Raw genomic sequence first — 23612 nt, forward strand, 5'->3', positions numbered from 1 at the left:
CGCGTCAGAACGCGGCCTTGAGGGTGATCTGGTAGCTGCGGCCGACTTGATAGGTGAACACATTGGCCGCCCCGCCCTGGGCGACCGTCTCGGCCGGCAGGTTCGTGCCGGCCAGCAGAGCCTTGCCCTTGAACGAGGTGATGTCGTTGGTGTCGAACAGGTTCAGGACCTGGGCCTGCAGGCTGTAGTGACCCAGATGATAGGTGGCCGAGAGGTCGGCCTGGTTGAACGACTTCACGAGACCCGTCGGCGGCGTGGTTCCCGAAGCAGCGGTGGCCAGTTGCGGACCGATCAACTTGTCGTTCAGCGTGACGATCAGGTTGTCACCCTGGGCCAGGACGTCGTGACGTTCCGACCGGACACCCAGCGCCGCCGTGCCGCGCGGGACCTTGGCCAGCTGGTGGCCATTGTAGCCGGGGTTCAGCGGATCGTCCTTGCCGGTGGCCTGGTTGACCGTGCCGTTGGCGAAGACGCTGAAGCCGTAGGGCAGCACATAGGTCGCCTGCAGCTCAACGCCCTTGTAGGTCGCGCCGCCGAAGTTGGTCTGGAAGGTCTCGCCGGTGGTCAGCTCGGTCTGGGTTTGGATCTTGTGCTTGAAGTCGATGTAGTAGGCGTCGGCGTCCAGGGTCAGGTTGCCAGCGTTATAGACCGTGCCGATCTGGTAGTTGGTCGACTCCTGCGGCACCACTTTGTTGGAGCCGGGATTGTTGACATAGAAGATGCTGATGCTGGGGACCAGGAAGCCCTGGGCATATTGTCCGTAAACGGACCAGTTCGACGCCACGCGGTAGTTGGCCGTCAGGAACGGCAGGGTCTTGGTGAAGGTCCCCGAGACGTCCGCAGGCTGGATTGAGCCCTTCACGGCCACCGCGGGCGCACGGACATAGAGCTTGAAGTGCACGTACTTGACGCCCGGCGTCACGGTCAGCCGGTCGTTCGGTTTCCACTCGAACTGGGCGAAGGGCTGGTACTGATGCCAGCCGGAATATTCGTTGTAGGCAATGTTCAGCGGCACCTGGCAGGCGCCGTCCCACGCCTTGCCCGGCGCGCTCTGCTTGGCCCAGTCACCGCAGGCGCTGTCGCCAGCGACCAGGGCGGCCTTCTCGCGATAGTCCGGCGCCTTGGTGATCAGGTCGATGTCGAGCCGCGAGCGGCCCGTCTTGGCCAGCTCGTACTCCGCGCCGACCGTGAGAACACCGGCGTCGAAGTCCTTGGTGAACTTCAGGATATCGCCGCGCACGCGGTACTTGTTGCGCTTGAGATAGCCCGGCAGGCCGTTGACCTTCAGACCCGAGGCGTAGCCCGCGCCGCCGGCCGGATAGGCCGCGGCCGGGATCAGGATCACCTTGTTGGCCGCCGCCAGCGCCGTGGCGCCGATCGAGGCGTCCGCGCCGTTGTCGTTGGCCGACAGGGTCTTGTTCGAATACCAGTACTCGTAGGCTGTGTTCTGGACTCGCAGCCCCTCGGCCAGCTCGCCCTCCAGGCGGACATAGCCGAACTCGGTTTCCTTCTTGGTGTAGTTGTAGCCCTTGTAGGTCTGCAGGGTCGGGTCGTCGCTCAGCGCGAACCGCCTCCCGTAGAGCTCCGTCTGGGCGACCGTGGCGTTGCCGCTCGCGTCGCCCTGGTAGTAGGTGTTGTAGTTGTGGGTGTAGAGGGCCGTCAGGTTCCACTTCTCGCCCAGCGGCGCGCCGACCTTCAGGAACTGGTTGTAGCCGTCGCTGGCGCTGTTGGTCAGGTAGCCGTCGGTCTTGTACTCCATGAAGTTCAGGGTGGCGTTGACCCCGTTCAGCTTGGCGATCGGGCCGGTGGCCAGGGTGGTCACGGCCTGTTTCGTGCCGAAGCTGCCCAGCGTCAGGGTCTGACGGGCCGACATCTTGTCCTCGAACGGCAGCGAGAACAGGTTCACCGAGCCGCCGAAATTGGCCTGGCCCAGGTCCGTCGCTTGGCCCGGGCCGCGGTCGATGACCACGCCGCCGATGGTCGAGGACGGGAAGAACGAGTTGGAGTGGTGGCTGGGACCGTTGGTGTCGCCCCAGGCGATGCCGTCATAGGTGACGTTGAACTCGCCGTCCTGGAAGCCGCGCAGGGTGATCTTGGCCCCGTCGGTCGCGCCCGAACCGTTGGAATTGGGAATGGTGGCCATCGACGGCGCGAGGATGGCCGTGGTGGTGTAGTCGCCGACGCGCGGCGCGCTTTCCTCGATGAACTTGCGGGTGATCACCGCCTGCGGTTCGGTCGCCGTCAGCGAGGCCGAGACCGGCGCGACATTGGCCGCGTGGCCCTTGAGCGCGGTGACCACGACTGCGTCGACTTCCTTTTCCTGCTCAGGCGCCGGGCCGTCGGCCGCATGGGCCACGTTGGCCAGGCCCGCGCACAGCGCCAGGGCCAGCATCGACGCCGAGGCCAGGACCTCCAGGCGCGCCTTCGAGAACTTCGTCATCGGTTTTATCCCCCGTTCACTGACGATCGAAGCGAAAGGGAGCGCTCCGGTCGGGTTCGGCGGCGGATTAGTCGGCCGGGGACGGCTTGGCGTGTGAAGACTTGATGTCCGAACGACTACACTTTCGCATCAGCGATGGACGTCGTTGTTCTACAAGCGAATTTCAGACGACCGGAGCGAAAGGCCGAAAGATTGAGATATCTCAATGTTGCCGACAGTTGACTCAATACAAAGCCGCCGGCAGCATCTTGGGCCCATTTGGCAGATAGGATCCGACTTCGACTTCCAATTGCTCAGAAGCGCGCGACTCTACGCCTACCTGAAACCTTGGGGTTTTGTATAGTTCCGGCCACCTACCGCCAAGGTTAGAGATCGCATTCTGCCGCGCTCGCGGATCCGCCCCGCGCGCGGAAGATCCGATGCCTCAGCCCTACACGCCTCCCCAGACAGCGCTTGGCGTGATCGCCGACCGCGTGCTCGTCCATTGGCGCCTGATCGCCGTCGGTCTCAGCGTCCTGCTCGTGCTCTACGTGCTCAAGCTGGGCGCGGACGTCGTTAGTCAAGGACCCATCGTCCGGACCGATGCAGCGCTCGCCGGCCAGCTCCGGGGCCTGCGCGCGCCCTGGCTCGACAACCTCATGATGATGGCCTCCGCGCTGGGCGATGGCAGCCAGCGCACCGCGATCACCGTCCTGGCCACGCTCTATCTGCTTTGGCGGCGACGGTGGCGGTGGGCGCTCGCCTTGGTATTCGTCATGGCGGGTTCGGCGCTGATCACCCCGGCCTTCAAGACCGCCTTCCACGTCGCGCGCCCTTCGGCGCTCTATTCCGGCGCCCAGGCCTACAGCTTCCCCAGCGGCCATGCGACCTCGGCCGCGGCTCTCTACCCGACTCTCGCCTGGATGGCGTCGCGCGGTCTCGCCCGCCGCTGGCGGCCCCTGGCCTGGCTGCTGGCCTGCGCCGCCGTTCTCGTGACGGCCGTCTCCCGGGTCTATGTCGGCGCGCACTGGCCCTCGGACGTCGTCGCCGGCATGGCGCTGGGCGGCGCGCTGGCGAGCCTGGCCATCGCCTTCGCCGCCGGCGCCAGGCCGGACACGCGCCCCACGCGCGATGGCGTGGCCTTCATCGCCGCCGTAGCGATCGTCGCGGTGGCGTTGGGCCCTCACGCTTTCGGCAAGGCCCAACGCCTCTACGGGCCGTATCTTCACGCCGCGCCCAATAGCGCCTTCTAGGCCTCGGCGTCGCTCTCGCCCCGAGCGGCCGCCAGGACTTCCCGTGCGGCGTCGATGTTCATGCAGGCGATGGCGCAGCCGACCAGGAGATCGGGCCAAATGGATCGCGTCACGACGGTGAGGCCCGCCGCCAGGATGATCCCGACATTGGCGATGGCGTCGTTGCGCGCCGACAGGAAGGCGGCCTTGGTCAGGCTGCCTTCATGGTCCCTGTAGCGCGCCAGGAGGAAGGCGCAGCTGAGGTTGACGATCAGAGCCCCCAACCCGGTCAGCGACAGCAGGTCCGGCGCGGGAACCACCGGCGCCTGTAGTTTGCGCCAGAGGGTCCAGAGGAACGCCAGGGCGGGCGCGAGCAGCAACAACGCCAATACCCGGCCAAGACTGGCTCTGTTCGCGGCGGTCCAGCCCAGTCCGACCAGGATCAGCAGGTTGACGGTCGCGTCCTCGAGGAAGTCGACCGCGTCCGCCAGCAGCGAGGCGGACTCGATGCGGACGGCGACCGCGAACTCCACACCGAAATAGGCAAGATTGAGCAGGGCGACGATCAGGACGGCGCGGGCCAGCTGGGCGCCGACCGGTTTCATGCGGGAGCGCCCGACACCGGAGGCCGTCCAAAGCGCCAGATCAGGCTGGGCAGGACCACGAGGCTGGCGATGGTGGAGGTGATCAGACCGCCGAGGATGACGATGGCCATCGGCCCCTGGATTTCCCGGCCGGCCTGCCCGGTCTGGATGGCCAGGGGCAGCACGCCCAGCGCCGTCACCAGGGCGGTCATCAGGATCGGCGTCACCCGCTCCCGCGTCGCTCGCGCGATGGCGGCCAGCGACCAGGCCTCGCCCTCGACCAGCACCAGGTGGTCCAGGTGCGACACCAGCAAGATGGCGTTGCGGGCCGCCACCCCGAACAGGGTCACGAAGCCAACTAACGAACCTAGCGACAGGCTGGCGCCGGTGAAGGCCACGGCCACGACCCCGCCCACCAGGGCGAACGGCGCCGAGGCCAGGATCAGCCCCACCGACCGGCCGCTGCGGAAAGTGATCAGCAGCACCGCCACCACGCCGATCAGGGCGATGGCGACATTGAACAGCAGCTGCCGCCCGGCGCTCGCCGCGCCCTCGGCCGTGCCGCTGTAGTCCAGATAGACGCCGGGCGGCAGCTTGACCGACTTAGCGATGGCGTCCTGCACCGCCTTGGTCACCTTCTGGGCGTCCTTGGGCGCGGGGTTGGCCGTCACCACCTGGCGCGGCCGGCCGCCTTCGTGGGCGATGCTGGTCCGGCCGTCGGTCAGATAGACCTTGGCGATGTCCTTCAGCGCTACGACCTGGCCGCCCTGGGCGCGGATTAGCAGGTCGCCGACGGCCTCGGGGTCCTGGCGAACCTCCGGCGGCGTCGTCACCGCGATGTCGAGGGCCCGGCTCTCCTGATAGACCTGCGCCGCCACCGCGCCCTGATAGGCCGTCTGGATCGCATCCAGCACCTCGGCCGGGGCCAGGCCGTAGCGGGCCAAGGCCGGCAGGTTCAGGTCGACGCGGACCACGGGCGTGCTTGGCGGGATCTGGATCTTCACGTCGGTCGCGCCGGGGACCTTCTCCATGACCGCGGCGATGTGGGCGGCCGTCTTGTCCAGCGTATCGAGATCGGCGCCGTAGATGCCGACGGCCAGGGACGCGGTCTCGCCCGACAGGGACTCGCCGATGCGGTCGCCAAGGAAGGTCAGCACCTCGGTCTCCAGGCCCGGATAGCTGTCGAGGACCTTGTGGATCTCTTCCTGGATGCGGTCCTGGTCCTTACCCGACAGCTTGGGCTTCAGCTCGACGTGGAACTCGCTTCGCTCGGTCCCGAAGGCGTCCTCCCCCCCAGACGCGCGGCCGATCTGCTGCTCGACGCTCTGGATGCCGTCGACGGCCAGGAGGTCGTGGGTGATCCCCTCCCCGTACTTGCGCATGACGCCCAGCGAGGTCCCGGGCGGACCGGCGACGCCCAGCACGAAGTGGCCTTCGCGGAAGTTGGGCAGCAACTCGGAATTGAACAGCAGGAAGCCGGCGCCGGTCAGCGCCGCGGCGGCGACCACGCCGATGACGGCCAAGCCGGGCCGGCCGCTGGCGCGGGTCAGGACGCCCTCATGCCAGACCTTGGCGCGTTCCAGCGCCCGGGGCTCCTCAGGCACATGGGCGTTGCCCAGCAACAGCAGGGCCAGCGGTGGGGTCACCACCACGGCCACGGCCAGGGAAGCGGCCGTGGCCAGGATGAAGGCGGCGGCCAGGGGCGAGAAGAACGCGCCTTGCAGGCCGCCCAGCATCAGGACCGGGGCCAGGACCAGGGCGACCACGACGGTGGCGTAGATCACCGGCGCGCGCACCTCCAGCGAAGCGCCGAGCACGACCTCGACCGCCGGCTGCTCACCGCGCTCGCGCAGGCGACGGACGATGTTCTCGACGTCGATGACCGCGTCGTCGACCACCACGCCCAGCGCCACGGCCAGGCCGCCCAGGGTCATGGTGTTGATGGTCCAGCCCAGGGCGTCCAGCACGATGACCGCCGTCAGCAGCGACAGCGGGATCGAGATGAACGAGACCAGCACCGCGCGCAGATTGCGCATGAACAGCAGCAGGACCAGCGCGATCAGCACCGCGCCGATCACCAGGTCCTCGGTGATGCCGCCCAGCGCGGCGGAGATGAAGTTGGCCGGCCGGTGCAGGTCGGCGAACACCTTGACGCCCTGGCTGTCGAGGGCGGGCTTCAGCTCCGCCATCGCCGCCTCGACGGCGTGGGTCGCGTCCAGAGTGTTGGCCCCGTACTGGCTGGACAGGCTGATCAGCACGCCGGGCTTGCCCATGATCACCGCCTCGCCGACGTCCGGCGCGGCAGCGTCGACCACGTCGGCGACGTCGCTGACACGGACCGGCGCCCCGCCGGCGGCGCTCGGGATCGGCGCGGCGCCGATGTCGCCGGGCGTCAGGGCCTGGCCGCGCGCGTCGATCAGGATCCGCTGCTCGGGCGTGTCGATGAAGCCCCCGCCGCTAACGCCGGTCGCCGCCTTCACGGCTGTGACGAGGTCCGCCAGTGACAGATCGCGGGCGGCCAGATCGTCAGGCCGGGCGCGGACCTCGAAGCGACGGACTTCGCCGCCATAGACGGTGGCGCGCGCCACGCCGGCGGCCGCCAGCACCCGGGGTCGGACGGTCCATTGGACAAGATCGCGCAGCTCCATCGGCGACAGGCGGTCGGAGGTGAAGCCGATCTTCAGCAGGTCCATGGTCGAGGAGGTCAGCGGCGCGACCTTGGGCGGGGCGACACCCGCCGGCAGGGTCCCGGCCACTTCGCCCAGGGCCTCGGCCACCACCTGGCGGGCGCGGTAGGGATCGGAGCCCTCCTTGAAGACGACGCTGACCGACGACAGACCCTGAAGGGACTCCGAGCGCACGGTCTGGACGCCCGAGGCACCGTTGACGGCCTGCTCGACCGGCCGAGTCACCAGCTGCTCGACCTGCTGGGCGGTCAGGCCCGGCGCTTCGGTCGAGATCTCGGCCTGGGCCGGGACGAACTCGGGAAAGACGTCGAACTTGGCGTGGGACAGGACCACGCCGCCATAGATCAGCAGCAGGGCCGCGCCGAGCGCGACGAGGCGGGGCCTTTCCAGGCACCAGCGGACAATGGCGCTGAGCATGGATCAGTCTCCGCCCTTGGGGGCGTTCTCGGCCGCGAAGATCGCCGCCGCGCCGGACACTGCCACTGGCTCGCCCGGCGTCGCGCCGCCTGTGGCGAACAGGCCATCCGCCTGCGGGACGACGCCGCTCAGGACGCGGCGCTCGAAATGGGTCGGGTCCTGGCGGACGTAGATGAAGACCTTGCCTTGGGCGCGCATCACCGCTGATCGCGGCGCGAGGATGCCGGTCGTTCCCACTGGTCCGCTGAGCACGGCCGGTGCGGTAAGACCCGCCGCCAGCCGACCGGCCGCCGGCCCGCGCACCACGCCGATCAGGCCACCTGACTGCAGGCGGATGTCGGCCGTCCGCGCAGAGCCGAGCAGGGTCACGACGGGCCTCTCGCCACCACTGAGTTCCAGCTGGACGCTGCGAGCGCTGGCCGCGCCGGCCGGCGCGTCGATCCGCACCAGGGCCGCGCGACCGGCCGCCAGATCGGCCAGCAACCGGGCTCGGGGCCCGTCAGCCACGAAGGCCGAGCCCCATTCCAGCCCAACGCGACGACGCAACAGGGCCAGCTTGGCGGCGTCGGCGCTGGCCACCGCTTGGGCGGCTTGGGCGGTCTTAAGCGAAATAGTGGCGTCGGCGGCCGCCAGCGCTCTGGTTCGGGCGGCCTCCGCGGCCGAGGCCCGGGCGGCGGCCTGGGCGGCCAGCAGGTCGCTGTCCAGGGTCGCCAGCGGCACGGGGTCCAGCACGCGGGCAAAGCCGTTGATCGTGCCGGCATAACGCGCCGCCGCCAGAGGGGCAGTAGTCACGCCCAGGCGCTTCTGGGTCGCCGCGTCCAGCTCGACGCCCGCGAAGGCATGGCCGGCGAAGGCGACCGCCATCAGGGCCGCCAGGGCGCTGGTTTTCGCGCCAGACTTCATTGTCCGTCTCCTAGGGTGCGGGACGCGGTTTCGAGCAAGTTGAGTTCGGCCGGATCGAAGGGCGCGCGCAGGGCGTCCTCCAGATCGACCCCGGCCAAGGCTTGGGCCTTGCGGGCGTCGAGCAGGTTGAGCCGCGTCTCCAGCGCCAGGGCCCGTGCGCCCAGATCGTCGACACGGTCGGCGGCGCCGGCCTTCAGGCTGCGGGCGGTCGCCGCCGCGAGGGCGTCGGCGTTGGGAATGTCGCGATCCTGGACCTGGGCCGTCGTGGTCCGCGCCGCGGCCAGGGCCGCTTCAGCGGCGTCGACGGCCGAGAGCGCGGCGGCCTGAACGGCTTCGAGCGAGCGTCCAGCCTCGGCGCGCTTGGCCTCGGCCTGAGCGATGGCGGCGCGGTTGAGGTCCTGCGGCGGCAGGGTCAGGGCCAGGTTGAACGGCAGCTTGGCAACGCCGTGATCATAGGTGTAGCCGGGCCCGATGCGGACCTCCGGATATTGCTTGGCGATTTCTAGCCGCAGGGCGCTTTCGGCGAGGTCATAGTCGACCACCGCCCGCAGGACGTCGCGCCGGGTTAGGGCGACGGTTCGTGCGGCGGCCGGGACATCGAGGTTGGCCGGCGGCGCTACCGGCGTTAGGCGCAGATCACGCACCGCCGAGACCGGTAGACCCAACGCTCCGGCCAGCGCCGCGTCGGCGGCGGCGCGGCGACCCAGGGCGTCGGTCACGCGGCGGCGAGCCGTCTCCAGCTCGCCGCGCGCGGTCAGGGCCAGGCTGCGATCGTCCTCGCCTGCGGCGACGCGTTGGTCCAGACGATCGGCACGAGCTTGGCGCACGGCCTCGACCTCGCGGGCCTGGGCGATCTCTTCGTCGGCGAACAGCCGCTCGGTCCGCGCCTTGGCTAGCGCCGTGCGGACGGTCCAGACCGCTTCGCCGTAATCGTAGAGCGCCTGCAGGGCCGCCAAATCGGCGGCGCCGATCCGTTCCTTGCGCCGGCCGCCAATGTCCAGCGGGATGTCCGAAACGGCGCCGTACAGCCATTGCTTGGGCTCGGACTTGGCGAACTCGGCCGTCAGGGTCAGGCTGGCCGGGGGCGGCACGTGCGAAACCTTGGCCGCCGCGCGGGCTGTCCGGTACTTGGCCGCCGCCTCGGCGACGGACGGATTGTTACGTAGCGCCTCGGCCAGCAGCTCGGCCCCCGTCCAGGCATGGCCGTCGGCCGGCGCGGACAGATGAGCCACCGCGCGATGATCCGGATAGGCCTCCAGCCGCACGGGCGCCGGCGCATAGGCCACGCAGGCCGACAGGCTCAGACCGACCATGGCCATGGCGAGCGGTTTCAGAGAGGTGCTCATCCGGATCTCCTCGATCCTTTTGGCTTAGACTGCACCGCTTGACGGTCGCATGGCTGCAAGATTGCGAATTCCCAATCTTGCCGCGACAAGTCAGCGCGGGAAGACGACCTCGGCCCGCAGACCAGGCTCGGCGTCGCTCAGGCGCACAGTGGCCTCGTGCAGCTTGGCGACGGCGGCGACCAGCGACAGGCCCAGGCCGTTGCCCGGATCCGAGCGGCTGCGCTCGAGGCGGTAGAAGCGGTCGAACAGGCGCGCGTGCTCGCCGGCCGGGACGCCGGGCCCGTTGTCGACGACCCACAAGACCGGCGCGCGGTCGCTCAGGCCGATCCCCACCCGGACCTGCGCCCCCTCGCCCGTATGGCGCAGCGCGTTCTCGATCAGGTTGACCAGCATCTGGGTCAGAAGCTCGGCGTCGCCTTCGATCACCGGGTCTTCGCCGGCCTCCAGCCACAGGGACTGGCCCGCCTCCTCGGCTGAGGGCGCGAAGGCGTCGACCACCGTAGCGGCCAGCGTGCGCAGGCGCACCTGCCGGAAGCCCGCTCGTCGCGCGCCGCCCTCGATCTGGGCGATCCGCAACAGGGCCGCGAAGGTCTCCAGGATGGAGTCGAGATCACCCAGCGCCCCATCGATGGCCTCGGCCTGTTCGCCCGGCGAACTCTGGGCCGCCTCCAGGCGCTGCCGCAGCCGCGTCAGCGGCGTGCGTAGATCGTGGGCCACGTCGTTGGAGACCTGGCGCAGGCTCTCCATGAGGGCGCCGATCCGGTCCAGCATGCGGTTGAAAGTATGGGCCAGCCGATCGATGTCGTCGGTAGAGCCGCGCGCGGGCACGCGCCGATTCAAATCGCCATCGATAATCGCCTCCGCCGTGCCCGAGATGGCGGAGAGCCGCCGGTGGACGTCGCGGCTGAAGGCCAGCCCCCCAGCCACGCCGATGATGACCACGCCGGCCAAGGCGCCGGCGAAACCGCGAAGGACGACGGTGTCGAGGGCCTCGATACGCTCCTCATCGTCACCCACGATCAGACGGTAGCCGTCCGGCAGCACCGTGGTGAGCACGCGGATGGGCTCGACCTCCCCGTCGCGCTGGGGCGCGGCCAGGGTCGCCCAGCCCGGCTTGGCCGCAGTGCTCGAAAAGCGGCCGGCCAGCGACCGGCCATCCGGCCCGATCAGGCCGTAGTCGAGTGCGCCCGGCGTGCGATCGCGCTCGCGCACCGCCTGGACGACGCCATCCAACCCCTCGGTGGCGAACTCCTGGGCCAAGGCGGCGGATTCAGACCGGATACGCGCGTCGAACTGGTCCGACAGGGCCGCGCGCGTGCTGTAGAGGGTCAGCGCGCCCAGCAGCACCACCGAGAGCGCGAAGCCCAGGGTGTAGAGAACCGCCAGGCGCAGGCTGGTCGAGCGCAGCACCTAGTCGGGCTCGCGCAGGCAGTAGCCGGCGCCGCGCACCGTGTGGATCAGCTCCTGGGCATGACCCCGGTCGACCTTGCCGCGCAGCCGGCTCATGTGGGTTTCGACGATGTTGGTCTTGGGGTCGAAGTGGAACTCCCAGATGCTTTCCAGCAGCATGGTCCGGGTCACGACCCGTCCGGCGTTGCGCATCAGGTACTCAAGCAGCTGGAACTCGCGCGGCTGCAGGTCGATGCGCTGGCCGGCGCGGGTGACCGAGCGCTTGAGCAAATCCAGACGCAGGTCGGCCACCTGCAGAGCCGAGACCATTTCCTGAGGGGGCGGTCGGCGCGCCAGGGCGTTCACCCGGGCCAGGAACTCGGCGAAGGCGAACGGCTTGACCAGATAGTCGTCGCCGCCCGCCTCCAGGCCCTCGACCCGATCGTCGATGCCGCCCAGCGCCGTCAGCAGCAGGACCGGAGTCTTGACCCCGGCCGAGCGGATGGTGCGCAGGATGGCCAGGCCGTCCAGCTGAGGCAGCATGCGATCCAGCACGATGACGTCATAGGGTTCGCCGGCGGCCAGCATCAGCCCCTCACGGCCATTGGCCGCGTGGTCCATGGTGTGACCCGCTTCCGACAAGGCGCGCCGCAGATAGGCGGCGGCCTCCTTGTCGTCCTCGACCAGCAAAATCTTCATGCCGTCATCGTGCTCCCGGAGACCGCCTAGTCCTTGTCGTTGTCGAGACCGTTCTCGAGGACCTTGCCATCGGCGGCGTCGACACCGACTTCGTATTTCTTGCCGTCCTTGCCGACGAGATCGAACGTATAGCGCAGGCCGCTGCCGCCCTTCTCCTTTTCCAGTTCACGATCCTTGATCACGCCCGGACGGGCTTTCAGGGCGATGGCTTCGGCGTCCTGCATCGAGACCTTGGCGGACTTGGCCAGCTCGTGACCGGTGAAGGTCTTGGCCGTCTGGGCCAGGACCGGCGTGGCGGCGGCGATCAGGGCCGCGGCGATGATCAGCTTCTTCATGGGCGACTTCCCTTTCAAAGCGGGATCCTCGAGGACCCCGACTGACGCCCACGATGCGCCTGCCCGTCTTCGCCCACGATGGCCGCGACATTACCGATTCCCAATCGTCGCGGAGCCAGGTTGGGAATTATCAATCTGACCGACATGGGCCGCGAAGACGTCACCGCCGATACCCGCCACAGTTAGGCTGGGCGGGACGACACCATGCGGAAGACCTTGATGGCGGCCCTGGCGGCCGGTTGCGCGCCTGGCGCTGTGGCCCTGGCCCAGCAAGCGCAGGCTCCGTCAGTCTCCGGCGTTGTGATCACCGCCCAGAAGCCGGCGGAGGCGACCTCCATCGACCGGCGGACCTATTCGGTGGCGCACGATCTGCAGGCGACCGCCGGCTCGGTCGGCGACGTGCTGCGCAACCTGCCGTCCGTCGAGGTCGACGTGCTGGGCAACCTCTCCCTGCGCGGCGACAGCAATGTCCAGGTGCTGATCGACGGCAAGCCCTCGACCATGATGTCGGCGGCCAATCGCGGGGCGATCCTGCAGCAGATGCCGGCCGACACCATCGAGTCCATCGAGGTGATCACCAACCCCTCGGCCCAGTTCAAGCCGGACGGCTCGTCCGGCATCATCAACATCGTCACCAAGAAGAACCGCCGCCCCGGCCGCTCGGGCACGGCCCAGGCCAGCCTCGGGACCGAAGGGCGCTACAATCTGGGGGCCACAGCCGCTTATAAGTCCGGCGCCCTGAACCTCTTCGGCTCGGCTTCGCTGCGCCACGAGACCCGCAAGCGCACGACGACCGACCACCGCCTGCGCCGCGACGCCGTCGCCGGCGGGGTCGCGGCCAGCGACCAGACCGTGGTCAGCACCCAGCAGCGGGACTCCAAGATCGCCTCGGTCGGCTTCGATTACGACCTCGACGCCAGGAGCCGGATCAACGGCGCGGTCAGCTACAACCGCCGCGCCGAGACCCTGACGATCGGCGAGCGCAACCGGGCGGCAGATCCCGGCGGAACGGTGCTGAAGGACTACGACCGGCTGGGTTCTGGACGCGGCCACGAGACCAGCACCCAGATCTCGGCGGGCTATCGCCGCACCCTGGCCAATGACGGCGAGTTCACGCTGGACCTGCAGCGCGGCCAGACCAAGGAAGACCGCCGTCGCGCCTATGTCAGCCGCTTCCGCAGCCCCTCCGGCGCGGACCTCCGAGAAGAGCTGATCCCCCGCGCCAACGAGATCACCCGCGAGCTGTCTGCCGAATATGCCGGCGCCCTGCCCGGCAAGGCCAAGTTGAAGCTCGGCTACGATCTGCAGCGCGACGATGACGACTACGACAACTACGGCGGCACGATCGTCGGCGACCTGCACGTCGTCGATCCGTCCCAAACCAACCGCTTCCTCTACAAGCGCACCGTCCACGCCCTCTACGGAACCTACGAACGGCCGCTCGGCGACTGGACCCTGCTCGCGGGCCTGCGGCTGGAAGAGACGCTGATCGACACCAATCAGCTCACCAGCGCTCTGAAGAACAGCACCGACTACTTCCGCGCCTATCCAACCCTGCACCTGGAGCGGGACCTGGGCGAGGACCGCAAGCTGCGGCTCAGCTACAGCAAGCGGGTGGCGCGTCCCGAGCCCGAGGACCTCAACCCCTATTTCGTGGTCATCGATGCCTTCAGCGCCCGGGCCGGCAATCCGAACCTGATGCCGCAAGAGACCCACGCGTTCGAGATCGGCTACGAAACGCGGACACACGGCGCGACCCTGGCGGCCACGGCCTATGCCCGCCGTAGCCTGAACGGCATGACCGAGGTCAGCCGCTACATCAGCCCGACCGTGCTGCTGACCACCAAGGAGAACCTGGGCAAGAGCACCTCCGGCGGCGTGGAACTGTCGGCCAGCGGCAAGCTGGCTGGCGCGCTGAGCTACAACCTCAGCAGCAACGTCTTCTACAACCAGATCGACGCGGCCAATCTCGGCTTCGCGGGCAAACGTTCGGCGGTCGGCTACACCGGCAAGGCCAGCGTCGACTACGCCCTCTCGCCCAAGGATTTCGTCCAGGTCAGCGCCAGCTACAGCGGCAAGCGCCTGACGGCCCAGGGCCATCGCCTGCCCAGCAGCAGCGTCAACCTGGGCTACCGGCGCAAGCTGACCAGCGACCTGTCGGCCGTGTTCACGGTGTCGGACCTGTTCAACAAGCAGCGTGACCGCACGGTGATCGACACCCCGGCTCTCAGCGATCAGTTCGAACGCCGCCAGCTGGGCCGCACGGCATTCGTCAGCCTGTCCTGGAAGTTCGGAGCCGGCGGCAAGGCCAAGGACCCCGGCTTCGAATACGGGGCTCCCTGACAAAGCCGCGCCATGACCCTGAGATAGGCCTCGGAGGCGTCCTCGATCGTGAAGCGCTGAGCTTGAGCGAGGCTCAGGTGCTCGTCCTGGGAAGACGGCCGGGCCTTTGTGATCGCTTCGGCCAACGCCTTCTCGTCGCCGACCGGGACAAGCTGGCCCATGGCGCCGTGGCCCAGCAGGGTCGGCATGCTGCGGCTGCAATCGGTGGCGACGATGGGGAGTCCGGCGGCCAGCGCTTCGAGGATGACGGCGGGCACACCCTCATAGTTCGAGGAGAGCAGCAGGACGTCGAACTCGGGCAAAAGGTTTGCCGGCTCAGGAACATAGCCCCGGAACATCACCTGCTCCTCAAGCCCGAGATCCCGCGTGAGGGCTTCGAGTTTCGCGCGTTCCGGGCCATCCCCGATCACCGTCAACGTATCGCCCTCGCGAGCGCCGCATCCGAACGCACGCAGCATCAGGGCGACATTCTTCTGCGGCGTCAGCCGGCCCACACAGACGAACCGCCGGCCCGCGTCTTCGCACCGACCGGAGCTTTTCGCGGCCCGCAGTCTTTCGATCAGCGGCCTGGACAAGGCGGGGTCCGGGATGATCGTGATCCGGTCCGCCGATATGCCGAGGCCTTCGCGGATCTCGTCGATCATCGGCGTCTCCATGCCGATGAAATGATCCAGATGGCGGCCCTGGGCCCTGAGCCACCGGCGGTAGAAGAATCGAAACCACCCTGGTTTGTCGCGACGATCCAGGTCGTTGCTGACCTTCAGCAGAATGGGCGGGCAATCGCGTCCGAGCCAAAATTTGAGCGCCACCGCCACGACGGCATAGGTGTTGCCGGCGCAGAACAGGACGTCGGGCCGAACCTGGCGCACGATCTTGGGCAGCACCCAGATCATCCAGAGCATCTCGATCTTCGCCAGGCTCGAACCGCCCTTGGGCGGCAGGATGAAGTCCAGGCCTGCACCGACATCCTCACGCATGTCGCCATCGGTTCGGCCCAAAAACAGGGGCGCATCGACGCCCAGGGCGCGCCACTGTCGCACCAACCGCAAAGCGATCCGCTCGACGCCGCCGGGCTCGAAACTGTGCAGGAAGGTCAGGACGCGCAGGGACTGCCCCCTGCATCATGCCATCGCCTCGGCGTGCGGCCTGGCGCCCGGCCCGTCTCGGCGACGAAACCCGGCAGCCGCCGGTAGATCGCCGCGCCTGTGCGATCGAACGCCTCCTGACCGAAACGCTCGAGCACACGCGTCCGGGCGGCCGCGCCCATCTGGGCCAAGCGCTCGGGCCGCGACAGCAGACGTCCCAGCGCCTCGGCCAGCGCCCAGGGATCTCCGGGCGGCACGGTCAGGCCGGTCACGCCGTTCTCGATGCTGTAGGGCAGCTCGCCGACGCTGGAGGCGATGACGGGAAGCCCGGCCTGCATGGCCTCGTGGGCGGCGATGCACAGGCCCTCGGACCGTGACGGCTGCAGGTAGAGATGCAGGTCGGCCAGGAATTCCAGGGGCCGGTCGTTGAAGCCCGTGAACTCGATGAAGGTCAGGCCATGGCGCTCGGCGCGCTCCTCCAGGGCCGCGCGCGCCCTGCCCTCGCCAGCGATCCGCACGCGGATCGCGGCCGGAAAGCAGCAGCCCTGCGTCTGGAGCCGCAGCAGCGCCTCGATCAGGATGTCGTAGCCCTTCACCGGATGCAGTCGCCCCAAAGACCCCAGTTCCAGAGTCTGCCCAGGTCGCCAAGGATAGGCCCGGTATATGTCAGGATTGGCAGCGAACAGCGGCCAGGCGACCAGACGTGATGGCGGGACTTCCAGCCGCTCGGCGGTCAGGTCGGTGACGCTGTGGGAGTCGCCGATCCACAGCCGCGAGCGCGCCTGGCGCAGGCGCAGCAGCAGAAGGTTGGCCAGCTTCAGGCGCGCGGCGTGCTGCCAGCTGACCACCGGCACGCCAAGGCGCTCGCCGACGATCTGACCCAGCAGAGTCGCCCGGGTCAGAGACGTCCAGATCACGTCGGGCCGCCAGTCGCTCAGGCGCGCGTCCAGCCAGGCCAGGGTCTTGCGATGATCCTTCTCGCCGCCCGGCCGGACGTGGACGGTCAGGCCCGCGGCCTCCATGGCCGCCACCGCCCGGCCGTCACGACGGGTCAGGGCGAAGACCTCCAGGCGCGCGCCCTGGGCGATCAGGGCCCGCGCCACGGCCGGGACCGGCAGGGCCGCGCCGCCGCCCTCGACCGAATTGATCACATAGGCGATGCGCAGTTCAGCCATGGGCTCGCTCCGGTTCGGCAAGAGCCGCCGCCGACCAGTCCAGGCCGGCCAGGCGCGCCACGGCTCGCGCGGCGCGGACGGCCGAAGGCTCCTCGGTCAGGTCGAAGCTCTCGGCGAACATCGCCTTCTGCGCCGGCCGCCAGCGCGCCTCGTGTTCGGCTCGCGCCGAGTCGAGGGCCGCGCCCAGCTGGTCGGGCGTCTCGATCACCGGCCCGGCCCGCCAGTGGCCGTAGTTGGGATCGTCCCACCAAGCCTGGCGATGGGTGTTGAGGAAGACGCACGGCCGGGGCCGCAGCAGGAACTCGTAGACCTGGCTGGAGACGTCGCCGAGATAGATGTCGGCCCGCTGGGTATAGGCCATGGTGGTCGAGGCGCGGCTGCCCAGGTCGATGTGGATGTTGGGCGCGCGCAGATAGCGCTCCTCGATCCGGCCAGCCCGGTCGAGCCTCAGCTTGTCGATGGTAACGACGAACGGCCGCTCGAACAGCATGACGTGCGGCGCGAAGATCAGGTGGTAGTCGTCGCGCGCGGCGAACCAGTCCAGGACCTGCCGGCCCGCCTCGTACCAGGACGACAGGTGCGGCGAGACGTGAGGATTGTAGAGCACCACCGGCCGGCCGTCGTCGAGCAGCGGATGGGTGGGCCGGCCCCGCGCCAGCAGGTCGAACTTCGGATACCCGACGACCGAGATCCTGTCCGGATCGACCCCGGCCTCGCCGACCAGGCGGTCGCGGATCTTGCGGCCGGAGACCAGCACGTGGTCGAAGCCGGCGCTGGCCTTGTCGAAGCCGATGGCGCGGTCGCCGGCGCCATGCCGGGTATGGATGATCTTCAGGTGGTCGAGACCGTAGCGGGTCTTGAGGATCAGCGAGGCTTTCTCGGCCACCACCAGCATGTCCAGCCCGCGGAAGAAGTCGAGATTGTCGCCGTAGACCAGGAGCTTGGCGGCCGGCAGCACCGCCTGGGCGGCGGCGGCCACGACCTGCGAGGTCCTCCGCGTCAGGCCAAGCTCGACTAGGTCGACGCCGTGGCCGATCAGCCCACCGCCCAGGCGGACCACCTCGGCGGTCATCCGCCGGTTGGTGGTCGCCACCACGATCTCCAGGCCAAGGTCGGCGCGCGCCAGCGCCAGGGCGATGGGCAGGCTGTGGGCCACCTGGTGGATCTGGTCGTGATTGAAAAGAAAGCCGATGCGCATGGCCAAACGACGCCATGGGCTTTCGACCCTCTCACCGATTTTACGCTGCCTCCTCGCGGCGCGGCGCCCGCAGCGAGCGGTCGATGCGCTTGACGTCGAACAAGGTGACCGGACCGCAGGCCGAAAGGGTGTGCAGACCTTGCGAATAGGCGCCCGCCCCGGGCGGCAAGCTCAGAGGAGCCGCTGCCTCGGCCTCGAAGTGCGTGGTGTCCAGCCTGAGGATGGTGAGCAGGCGGATGCCCCCGCCATAGGTGCGCGTGCAGTCCTGCATCGGCAGCCGCGGCAGACCATGCTCGACCCACGCCGTGCCGCCCGGCCGGCTGGAAGAGAGGTCGTTGCGGACCGGATTGCCCGGGTGCGTGCGCCAGGGTCCGGTCAGGCGCTCGGCGAAGGCGAAATGAAGCCGCCCCTGCTTCCAGCGCTGCGGTCCGGTCGGCGAATAGGCCAGCCACCACAGGCCGTCGTGGCGGAACGGGGTGGCGTCGATGGCCGGAGTATCGAGCTCCAGCCGAACCACCGGCTCCCAGACATCTGGGAACGCCGCCGCGCGATAAAGCGTCAGCACGCCGGACTTGTAGGCCTCCGGCAGCATCCAGATCTCGCCCTCGGCCTCGAAGACCTGCGGATAGGACAGATGCCAGGGCTCGCGCAGCACCACCGACCGCCGCACGGGCGCGAAGCCGGCGTCCAGCTCGATCACCTCGATGACGCCGTGCCGGGTCCGGTAGTCATAGGCTTCGACGAAGAGGTGCAGGCGTCCGTCGCGCCAGACCCCGAAAGGATCGGCCAGGAACTTCCGCCCGCCCTCCTCGGGAAGCCAGTGAACGCGCGCGTCCGCCGGAAAGCCGCGCCGAGCGACGTCGGCGATGGGCGCCTCGACCAGGCCCACGCGCCAGATGTCCCGCCCCGGGATCTTCAGGCCCCAGCTAGTCACGGAGGCCGCCTGCTTCGACGACGGCCTGGCCCGCCGGCCCTGGCCATGCCGCCGCGCGCCGCAGGCCGCGCGCCAGATCGGCCAGGCCGAGCCCGACGATGACGGCCAGGTGCAGACCCAGCGTCATGACCGCCAGCGCCGCCAGCAGCACGGCGACGGCCGAGTGTGCGCCGAGCAGCAGCAGCATCAGCCCCCCGAACACCAGGTCCTTGTTCGAGATCAGCGGGATCCGCGACACCAGCAGCCTCATCGTCAGGAGGACGACCCACAGGCCCGGCGCGACCTCCGGCAACGCCAGGCTCCAGACCAGCACTGTCAGCCCGGTCCAGGCCGCAAGACGCAGGCCGCAGACCGCGGCGACATAGACGAGCTGCCTCGGACGCAGCGAAAATACCCTGCGCCCGAAGGCCAGGACGCCGAGCGATATCGCCACCGGAATGAGGCCCGACCACAGGGCCGGCCCGAGCCGGCGGGCGAAATCCAGGTCCTGCAGCTGCGTGGCGCTGACCACCACGAGGACCAGGGTCAGGAGATTGCCCATCAGGGCCGAGACGATGTTGGCGTCCTTGATCGCGGCGAAAGGCGCGGCCACGGCCCCGGACACCCGCCGCGCCCAGACGTATAGGAAGGCCTCGCCGCTGTAGCCGAGCACGACCTCGTTGATGACGTTCTTGCGCAACAGCGCCTCGAGGCCGGCCAGGGGCAAAGTCCAGAGCCGCCGGAAGATCGCGTAGTCGAAGAGCGTCTGTGTCAGATAGAGCAGCAGGAAGGCTGGCCAGACGACGAGCGGCAGCTGGCGGACCGTCTTCACCACATCGCCGCTGGCCCCGCCCAGCTGCAGCACGATAGCGCCGACCAACCCGACCGACAGGACGCCGCCCAGCCAGGCCCATGAGCGCGAGGTCTTCACCCTACGCATCACGCCCGCGCCCCGGCCGCGACCGCCCCGTAGTGATCGAAGAGGTCGGCGAAGTGGTCGATGTCGCGGCGGACCTTGGCGGCCACGTCGATGGCGGCGGCCCTCAGCAGGCCAGGATCGCGCGCCAGCAGGCGGCGGATGGCGGCCGTGGCGGACCCGGTGTCGCCGGCGCGATAGATTTCCGACGTCGCCGGCTGCGCCAGATGCGCGAAGCCGCCGCGATCGGGCCCGACGACCGGCAGACCGCTGGCCATGGCCTCGGCCGGGATCAGGCCGAAGGTCTCGGACTCGCAGCCGTGCACGAGGATGTCGGCGCTGGCCAGGTGGGCCGCCAGCAGGCCGCGGTCGCGGATCGGCGGCAGGATGCGCACATGGGGATTGCCGGCCGCGGCGCGGGCCACCCGGACACGATCGATCCCGTCACCGATCAGGACCAGACCGATCGGCGCATCGGCGCGGGCGCGCATCGTCGCCTCGATGACCATCGGCCAGCGCTTTTCCGGATGGAAGCGTCCGACGCCGAGAACGAGCTTTGCGTCGTCCGGGCAGGCGCAGTCTGCCAGCAGGCGCGATCGCAACCCCGTGTCGCGCTTGCCCGGCGAGAAGGCGCTACGGTCGATGCCCAGCGGCACGCTGGCCACCGCGCCTACACCCTGCCCCGTCAGCCGGTCGGCGAGCCAGGGCCCGCCCGCGACGACGGAGCCGAAGCCGCCGGCCAGCCGGCGCAGATAGCTCCAGAACCATCCGAAGAGCTGGTCGATCCGCTGGGGCGTGGCGACGGGCGCCAGCCATCGCTGGGGATAGGACGCCACCGGGTCGGCGTGCATGAACATGGCCCGCGGGGCCCGCCCCTCCCAGCTGGCGACGATCCCGGCGCCCCGCCAGGGCGACGAGGCCTCGACCAGGTCCGGAGTCAGGAAGTCGAGCGTGCGGTGGACCGGCGCCGCGTCCCAGAACATGTGGTAGTTGGCGTCGAACGGCAGCCGGGGCGCGCGAACCTGGATCACGCCGCCCGCCGCGCGGGGCTCGAAGCCGTCGGTCGGCCCCGGCGCGATGACGAAGAGTTCGTGGCCCAGCTGGGCGGCCGCCTCGAACTTGCGGTCGATATAGGTTCGCACGCCCCCGCCGGTGGGCGAATAGAACTCGGCGACATCCACAACCCGCATCATGTTTTTCCGAATAGGCCCCGTCGCCCTGGGCCAACGACGACGCGCGCCGACGCGGGTCTCACCGATTTTCGAAATTCCGTGTGGGGGTGGGGCAACCGCGCCGTCTTGGTCGGCTGGGACCGGGGCGTACACGTGGAAAGACCAGCATGGACATCAAGGCGCAGACGCACATCCATGGTGCGCGCCCGTTGCGGATCGCGTTGTTCTCGGGGAACTACAACTACACCCTGGACGGGGCCAACAAGTCACTGAACCGGTTGGTCCGCCACCTGGAGAGCACGATCGGGGCGCAGGTGCGGGTCTATTCCCCGACCAGCCCCGATCCCGCCTTCGAACCGGCCGGCGAGCTCGTCTCCGTGCCGTCGGTGAAAATCCCGTTTCGGGGCGACTACCGCCTGGCGCTGGGCCTGCCCGGCTTCCTGCGCCGCGACGTCGAGGCCTTCAAGCCGGACCTCATTCACCTTTCGGCCCCCGACCTTCTGGGCTCGGCGGCGCTGAAGTTCGCCCGCGCGCTGAAGGTCCCGGTCGTCGCCAGCCTGCACACCCTGTTCGACACCTATCTCGACTACTACGGCCTTGGCCGCCTGCGGCCGCTGGTGCGCCGCCAGCTCTGGAAGTTCTACGGCGCCTGCGACTACGTCCTGGCGCCGACCGAGGCGATCGGCGACGAGCTTCGCGCCGAGAACCCCGCCACGCAGGTGCGGACCTGGGCGCGCGGCGTCGATCCCGATCTCTTCAATCCCGCGCGGCGCAGCCAGGCCTGGCGGCTGAGCCAGGGCTTCGATCCCGACCGTCCGGTGATCGTGTTCCTGGGCCGGATCGTCATGGAGAAGGGCCTGGCGGCCTTCGCCCAGGCCATCCGCCTGGTCGAGGCGGCTGGCCACAAGCCGCAGGTGCTGGTCATCGGCGACGGCCCGGCTCGCGCCTGGTTCGAAGAGCGGCTGCCGGGCGCGGTGTTCGCCGGCTTCCTGTCGGGTGAAGCCCTGGCCACGGCCCTGGCCAGCGGTGACATCTTCCTCAATCCCAGCACCACAGAGACCTTCGGCAACGTCAATCTCGAAGCCATGGCCTGCGGCCTGGCCATGGTCTGCGCCGACGCGCCCAACACCCGCGCCCTGCTGCGGCACGGCCGCAACGCCCGGCTCTGCGTCGACCAGCCCGCCGCCTATGGCGAGGCGGTCAGCGAACTGATCCGCGCCCCCGAAACCCGCCAACGCCTGGGCGCCGAGGCGCTGGAACGCAGCGCCGTCTATCGCTGGTCGGAGATCCTCGACGAGGTGGTCGAGGTCTATGCCGAGGCCCTGGGCGCGCGGACGGCCGTGACCGCGCCGAGGATCGCCGCCCGCCGTCACGGCGCGATGGCCGATCCGCAGGCCGCCGGCCTGGCGGCGCTCTGAAGGCTCCCGCGCGCTCATGATCCTCAAGACGCTAGACCGCTATCTCCTGAGGCGGGCCCTGACGCCGATGACCGCGGTGCTGATCAGCACGATGGTGGCGTTCCTGATGGAGCGCATTATGCGCTCCTTCCAGCTGCTGTCCCAGACGACCGACGGCTTCAAATATCTGAGCGAGTTGCTGGTCAATCTGGTCCCCCACTATGTCGGTCTGACCCTGCCCGGCGGCTTCTTCATTGGCCTCTTCGTGGTCGTCAATGGCCTCAACAAGAGCTCGGAGATCGACGCGATCCTGGCTAGCGGCATGTCGCTGGGCCGCTTCGCCGCCCCGTTCGTGGGCCTGGGCATCGCGCTGATGATGTTCAGCGTGCTGCTGTTTGGCTTCGTCCAGCCCTACAGCCGCTATGCCTACCATGCGGTGCTGCACGCGGCCGAGAAGGCCGGATGGAACGGCGACGTCCGTCCCAAGGCCCTGCTCTCCACGGGCCCCCTCTTCCTGACCGCCGATCGCACCGACGCCACTGGGCGGCGCCTGGAACGCGTCTTCATCCGCAGGATCGAACCTGACGGACGGGAAGACGTCCTGACGGCGATCTCGGCGGTCCTGCGCAAGGACGCTGGCGACCAAAGCGTCACGCTGGACCTGCACGACGGCCGGCAGGTGAGCACGACGCCCGACGCCCAGGTCTATGTCACCGACTTCGCGAGCTTCTCGTTCGACGTGCCGCTGTCGTTGTCCGGCAAGCTGTTCCGCGTCCGGGGCGACGACGTCAGCGAGCTGACGCTGATCGAGTTGGCGCAGCGAGGTTTCGGCAAGGCCCAGCCAGCCCTGCCCCGGCAGACACTGCTCGCCGACTTGTACGCCCGCATGTCGCGCGCCCTGATCCTGCCCCTGCTGCCGCTGCTGGCCGTGCCCTTCGGTCTCAGCGCCAAGCGGGCGGGGTCGGGCTCGGCGATGGCGACCGGCGGGATCCTGCTCTTCCTGTTCGAGACCTCCATGATCCTGGGCGAGGCCATGGCCACGAGCGTCGGGTTGCCGGCGGCCCTCACGGTCGGCCTGCCGGCCGCCGTCTTCGCCACGATCTGCATCGCCACCTGGGTCGCCAGCCGCAAGCGCCCTGGCCAAAACCCCGTCAGCTGGGTGACCGAGCGCATCGCCACGCTGTTCACCGCCATCGCCCAGGCGCTCGGCGCGCGCCGGGCGGCGTTGCCGTGACCGCCGCCAGCCTTCACCGCTTTTCGGACGGCTTGCCTTCGCAGCGCCACCAAGCCATGTCTCTTGGGGTACCAGCGACTCCTTCAGCGGCCCGAACGCCTGGCGATGCAGACCAACGCCGACAGCCAGATTCCGATCTTGCTCCCATACCGTTGCGGCGCCCGCGCG

General features: G+C 69.2%; 18 protein-coding genes. 4 read left to right on the forward strand and 14 right to left on the reverse strand.

The window, feature by feature from the left end:
* Positions 1–4 precede the first annotated feature (4 nt).
* Positions 5–2440 carry a TonB-dependent receptor gene (locus tag AC1RRR_RS05900; protein WP_492811306.1) on the reverse strand — a complete coding sequence of 812 codons (2436 nt, stop codon included), beginning with the start codon at positions 2438–2440 and terminating at the stop codon, positions 5–7.
* 419 nt (positions 2441–2859) lie between these two features.
* On the opposite strand from AC1RRR_RS05900, the gene AC1RRR_RS05905 reads away from it, so the two are divergent.
* Positions 2860–3672 carry a phosphatase PAP2 family protein gene (locus tag AC1RRR_RS05905; RefSeq protein ID WP_492811308.1) on the forward strand — a complete coding sequence of 271 codons (813 nt, stop codon included), beginning with the start codon at positions 2860–2862 and terminating at the stop codon, positions 3670–3672.
* Here the strand turns inward: AC1RRR_RS05905 and AC1RRR_RS05910 are convergent.
* The 7 genes from AC1RRR_RS05910 to AC1RRR_RS05940 all read right to left on the reverse strand — a co-directional run bounded on the left by AC1RRR_RS05910 (position 3669) and on the right by AC1RRR_RS05940 (position 12011).
* Positions 3669–4256 carry a cation efflux transmembrane domain-containing protein gene (locus tag AC1RRR_RS05910; protein WP_492811310.1) on the reverse strand — a complete coding sequence of 196 codons (588 nt, stop codon included), beginning with the start codon at positions 4254–4256 and terminating at the stop codon, positions 3669–3671. The two genes, AC1RRR_RS05905 and AC1RRR_RS05910, sit on opposite strands and share 4 nt — an antisense overlap.
* A complete protein-coding gene (locus AC1RRR_RS05915) occupies positions 4253–7339 on the reverse strand; it encodes an efflux RND transporter permease subunit (RefSeq protein WP_492811312.1) in 3087 nt (1028 codons plus the stop codon). Before AC1RRR_RS05915 ends, AC1RRR_RS05910 begins: the two co-directional genes overlap by 4 nt.
* A 3-nt stretch (positions 7340–7342) precedes the next feature.
* The gene (locus tag AC1RRR_RS05920) at positions 7343–8242 is read right to left on the reverse strand and encodes a hypothetical protein (RefSeq protein ID WP_492811314.1); all 900 of its coding nucleotides are present in this window, start codon (positions 8240–8242) and stop codon (positions 7343–7345) included.
* On the reverse strand, positions 8239–9588 hold the full coding sequence (locus AC1RRR_RS05925) for a TolC family protein (protein WP_492811316.1): 1350 nt from the start codon (positions 9586–9588) through the stop codon (positions 8239–8241). Before AC1RRR_RS05925 ends, AC1RRR_RS05920 begins: the two co-directional genes overlap by 4 nt.
* Positions 9589–9678: 90 nt before the next feature.
* Positions 9679–10998 carry a sensor histidine kinase gene (locus tag AC1RRR_RS05930; protein ID WP_492811317.1) on the reverse strand — a complete coding sequence of 440 codons (1320 nt, stop codon included), beginning with the start codon at positions 10996–10998 and terminating at the stop codon, positions 9679–9681.
* A complete protein-coding gene (locus AC1RRR_RS05935; protein ID WP_492811319.1) occupies positions 10999–11676 on the reverse strand; it encodes a winged helix-turn-helix domain-containing protein in 678 nt (225 codons plus the stop codon). It abuts the gene before it with no gap.
* 26 nt (positions 11677–11702) lie between these two features.
* Positions 11703–12011 carry a PepSY domain-containing protein gene (locus tag AC1RRR_RS05940; protein ID WP_492811321.1) on the reverse strand — a complete coding sequence of 103 codons (309 nt, stop codon included), beginning with the start codon at positions 12009–12011 and terminating at the stop codon, positions 11703–11705.
* Between the two features lie 204 nt (positions 12012–12215).
* Between AC1RRR_RS05940 and AC1RRR_RS05945 the strand changes: the two genes are divergently transcribed.
* Entirely contained in the window at positions 12216–14354 is a 2139-nt protein-coding gene (locus AC1RRR_RS05945; protein ID WP_492811323.1) for a TonB-dependent receptor domain-containing protein, read from the forward strand.
* Here AC1RRR_RS05945 and AC1RRR_RS05950 read toward each other — a convergent pair.
* The 6 genes from AC1RRR_RS05950 to AC1RRR_RS05975 are packed head-to-tail and all read right to left on the reverse strand — an operon-like array spanning position 14246 to position 20831.
* Complete coding sequence (locus AC1RRR_RS05950) at positions 14246–15460, reverse strand: glycosyltransferase (protein WP_492811776.1); 1215 nt, start codon at positions 15458–15460, stop codon at positions 14246–14248. The genes AC1RRR_RS05945 and AC1RRR_RS05950 overlap by 109 nt on opposite strands.
* A complete protein-coding gene (locus tag AC1RRR_RS05955) occupies positions 15448–16614 on the reverse strand; it encodes a glycosyltransferase family 4 protein (RefSeq protein WP_492811325.1) in 1167 nt (388 codons plus the stop codon). The genes AC1RRR_RS05950 and AC1RRR_RS05955 overlap by 13 nt, the downstream gene beginning before the upstream one ends.
* Complete coding sequence (locus tag AC1RRR_RS05960; RefSeq protein ID WP_492811327.1) at positions 16607–17812, reverse strand: CDP-glycerol glycerophosphotransferase family protein; 1206 nt, start codon at positions 17810–17812, stop codon at positions 16607–16609. Before AC1RRR_RS05960 ends, AC1RRR_RS05955 begins: the two co-directional genes overlap by 8 nt.
* Positions 17813–17852: 40 nt before the next feature.
* The gene (locus AC1RRR_RS05965) at positions 17853–18746 is read right to left on the reverse strand and encodes a glucosamine inositolphosphorylceramide transferase family protein (RefSeq protein ID WP_492811329.1); all 894 of its coding nucleotides are present in this window, start codon (positions 18744–18746) and stop codon (positions 17853–17855) included.
* A complete protein-coding gene (locus AC1RRR_RS05970) occupies positions 18739–19665 on the reverse strand; it encodes a hypothetical protein (protein ID WP_492811331.1) in 927 nt (308 codons plus the stop codon). Before AC1RRR_RS05970 ends, AC1RRR_RS05965 begins: the two co-directional genes overlap by 8 nt.
* A complete protein-coding gene (locus AC1RRR_RS05975; RefSeq protein ID WP_492811333.1) occupies positions 19665–20831 on the reverse strand; it encodes a glycosyltransferase in 1167 nt (388 codons plus the stop codon). Before AC1RRR_RS05975 ends, AC1RRR_RS05970 begins: the two co-directional genes overlap by 1 nt.
* A gap of 149 nt (positions 20832–20980) precedes the next feature.
* Here AC1RRR_RS05975 and AC1RRR_RS05980 point away from each other — a divergent pair, with 149 nt between their 5' ends.
* Both AC1RRR_RS05980 and AC1RRR_RS05985 read left to right on the forward strand, forming a co-directional pair.
* Entirely contained in the window at positions 20981–22231 is a 1251-nt protein-coding gene (locus AC1RRR_RS05980; protein ID WP_492811335.1) for a glycosyltransferase family 4 protein, read from the forward strand.
* A gap of 16 nt (positions 22232–22247) precedes the next feature.
* Complete coding sequence (locus AC1RRR_RS05985; protein WP_492811337.1) at positions 22248–23444, forward strand: LptF/LptG family permease; 1197 nt, start codon at positions 22248–22250, stop codon at positions 23442–23444.
* The last annotated feature ends 168 nt before the right edge of the window (positions 23445–23612 follow it).

The sequence above is a fragment of the Caulobacter sp. GW821-FHT12D05 genome (assembly GCF_058807295.1).

Coding starts and splice junctions, on each gene's coding strand:
- AC1RRR_RS05955 (WP_492811325.1), bottom strand. CDS start 16,614: ATGGCTGAACTGCGCATCGCCTATGTGATCAATTCGGTCGAGGGCGGC.
- AC1RRR_RS05915 (WP_492811312.1), bottom strand. CDS start 7,339: ATGCTCAGCGCCATTGTCCGCTGGTGCCTGGAAAGGCCCCGCCTCGTC.
- AC1RRR_RS05945 (WP_492811323.1), top strand. CDS start 12,216: ATGCGGAAGACCTTGATGGCGGCCCTGGCGGCCGGTTGCGCGCCTGGC.
- AC1RRR_RS05905 (WP_492811308.1), top strand. CDS start 2,860: ATGCCTCAGCCCTACACGCCTCCCCAGACAGCGCTTGGCGTGATCGCC.
- AC1RRR_RS05975 (WP_492811333.1), bottom strand. CDS start 20,831: ATGCGGGTTGTGGATGTCGCCGAGTTCTATTCGCCCACCGGCGGGGGC.
- AC1RRR_RS05935 (WP_492811319.1), bottom strand. CDS start 11,676: ATGAAGATTTTGCTGGTCGAGGACGACAAGGAGGCCGCCGCCTATCTG.
- AC1RRR_RS05985 (WP_492811337.1), top strand. CDS start 22,248: ATGATCCTCAAGACGCTAGACCGCTATCTCCTGAGGCGGGCCCTGACG.
- AC1RRR_RS05980 (WP_492811335.1), top strand. CDS start 20,981: ATGGACATCAAGGCGCAGACGCACATCCATGGTGCGCGCCCGTTGCGG.
- AC1RRR_RS05910 (WP_492811310.1), bottom strand. CDS start 4,256: ATGAAACCGGTCGGCGCCCAGCTGGCCCGCGCCGTCCTGATCGTCGCC.
- AC1RRR_RS05920 (WP_492811314.1), bottom strand. CDS start 8,242: ATGAAGTCTGGCGCGAAAACCAGCGCCCTGGCGGCCCTGATGGCGGTC.
- AC1RRR_RS05970 (WP_492811331.1), bottom strand. CDS start 19,665: ATGCGTAGGGTGAAGACCTCGCGCTCATGGGCCTGGCTGGGCGGCGTC.
- AC1RRR_RS05925 (WP_492811316.1), bottom strand. CDS start 9,588: ATGAGCACCTCTCTGAAACCGCTCGCCATGGCCATGGTCGGTCTGAGC.
- AC1RRR_RS05900 (WP_492811306.1), bottom strand. CDS start 2,440: ATGACGAAGTTCTCGAAGGCGCGCCTGGAGGTCCTGGCCTCGGCGTCG.
- AC1RRR_RS05960 (WP_492811327.1), bottom strand. CDS start 17,812: ATGCGCATCGGCTTTCTTTTCAATCACGACCAGATCCACCAGGTGGCC.
- AC1RRR_RS05940 (WP_492811321.1), bottom strand. CDS start 12,011: ATGAAGAAGCTGATCATCGCCGCGGCCCTGATCGCCGCCGCCACGCCG.